Source organism: Streptomyces sp. URMC 126 (assembly GCF_051386555.1).
Classification (GTDB): Bacteria; Actinomycetota; Actinomycetes; order Streptomycetales; family Streptomycetaceae; genus Streptomyces.
In genome coordinates this window covers 1-1,661 of sequence record NZ_JBPQTX010000583.1, presented here as the reverse complement: position 1 = coordinate 1,661, position 1,661 = coordinate 1, and the positions used below count along the sequence as shown (strand labels likewise).

General features: G+C 76.3%; 3 protein-coding genes. All 3 read left to right on the top strand.

Annotated elements, in window-relative coordinates; translation table 11 throughout:
- On the top strand, positions 1 to 239 hold a 239-nt coding region (locus tag ACSNOK_RS32915; RefSeq protein ID WP_436784452.1), incomplete at its 5' end, for a hypothetical protein.
- Positions 236 to 685: a roadblock/LC7 domain-containing protein gene (locus ACSNOK_RS32910; protein WP_436784451.1), complete on the top strand. Its 450-nt coding sequence runs from the start codon at positions 236 to 238 to the stop codon at positions 683 to 685. The genes ACSNOK_RS32915 and ACSNOK_RS32910, both read left to right, overlap by 4 nt.
- A complete protein-coding gene (locus ACSNOK_RS32905; RefSeq protein ID WP_436784450.1) occupies positions 682 to 1,101 on the top strand; it encodes a DUF742 domain-containing protein in 420 nt (139 codons plus the stop codon). The genes ACSNOK_RS32910 and ACSNOK_RS32905 overlap by 4 nt, the downstream gene beginning before the upstream one ends.
- Positions 1,102 to 1,661 lie beyond the last annotated feature (560 nt).

Below are 1,661 nucleotides of genomic sequence, written 5' to 3'. Positions count from 1 at the left end.
AGCCCACCCCGCCCACCGGCCTGCCCCGCCGCGTCCGGCAGGCCGGCCTCGCCCCGCTGGTCAGGGGGACCCTCCGGGCCGCCGCCGAGCCGGACGACCACGAGACGGCCCGCGACCCCGAAGAGGTCCGCGCCCGGATGGCCGCCCTGCAACGGGGATGGCGGCGCGGCCGGGCGGACGCCCCGCCCCCCACCGAGCACGACAGCGCAGGAACCACCAACGAAAGGGACGGTCGATGACCGCCATACGCAACGCGTCGGCAGACACCACCACGGCACAGCCCGCGGGAAACGGCAAGCTCAACTGGCTGCTCGACGACCTCGTCGAGCGCGTCGGCACCATCCGCAAGGCCCTCGTCCTCTCCGGTGACGGCCTCGCCGTCGGCTCCTCCGCCGGCCTCACCCGCGAGGACGGCGAACACCTCGCCGCCGTCGCCTCCGGCTTCCACAGCCTCGCCAAGGGCGTGGGCCGCCGCTTCGACGCCGGACAGGTGCGCCAGACCGTCGTCGAACTCGACGACGCGTTCCTCTTCGTCACCGCCGCCGGCCAGGGCAGCGCCCTCGCCGTCCTCGCCGAGGCGGACTCCGACATCGGCCTGATCGCCTACGAGATGACCCTGCTCGTCAAGCGCGTCGGCGCCCACCTGGCGAGCTCCCCTCGCGCCGGCGAGGCCGCCGGCGGATGACCGGACGGACGGCCGGAAACGGCGGGACCGGGAACACGACCGGAGAACCGGACCACTGGTACGACGACGCGGCGGGCCCGGTGGTCCGGCCGTACGCCATGACCCGCGGACGCACCCGGGGCGCCGGGCAGCACCGGCTCGACCGCACGGCGTTCGTCGTCGCCGTGCGGCCCCCCGACGGCACCGACGACCGGCTCGGCCCCGAACACCTCCGCATCGCGGAGCTGACGGCCCAGGACCCCCGCTCCGTCGCCGAACTCGCCGACCGCCTCGGCCTCCCCTCCGGCGTCGTCCGCGTCCTCGTCGGCGACCTCTTCGAAGCCGGCATCGTCCGCGTCGACCGCCCGATCCCTCCGGCGGAACCCCCTGACGAAAGCATCCTGCGCCTGGTCATCAACGGCCTGCGGACCCTGTGAGACCGAACGCGCGGCGAGCTCGCCGACGGGACTCCCCACCGACGCCCGCGCATACCGCGACCGAAACCGGCGGGGTCGGCGGCAAGCCCCCTACGGGAGCCCCCGGCCGCCGGGCCCCTCGGAACCGAGCCGAAGCCACCCGCGCCCGCGGACACCGGAAGACGGCGCATCCGACGACTGGCCCTCGCGTGGGTGCTGCCTGTCGGCGGGTCCCAGCGAGGGCGCTGCCGGTCGGCGGGTCTCTGATCGTCGCTGTCCGTCGGCCGGCCCCCCGCGTCAGCCCCGTCCGACGACCGAATCCCGCGTCAGCGCCGTCCGCCGACCGCTTGTCGCACCGCGCGTCCCTGCACCGGCACCCTCCGCACCGCCTGCATCCGCACCGCCTGCATCCGCACCGCCTGCATCCGCACCGCGTGCATCCGCACCGCGCACCGCTGCCGCGTGCCGCGCGCACTCGCACCCCGCACCATTGCCCGCGCGCACCGCGCACCGCGCACCGCGCACCGCGCACCGCGCACCGCGCACCGCGCACCGCGCACCGCGCACCGCGCACCGCGCAC

Bases quoted from the DNA above. Each gene is read 5' to 3' on its own strand.
- ACSNOK_RS32910 (WP_436784451.1), top strand. From the start codon at position 236: ATGACCGCCATACGCAACGCGTCGGCAGACACCACCACGGCACAGCCC.
- ACSNOK_RS32905 (WP_436784450.1), top strand. From the start codon at position 682: ATGACCGGACGGACGGCCGGAAACGGCGGGACCGGGAACACGACCGGA.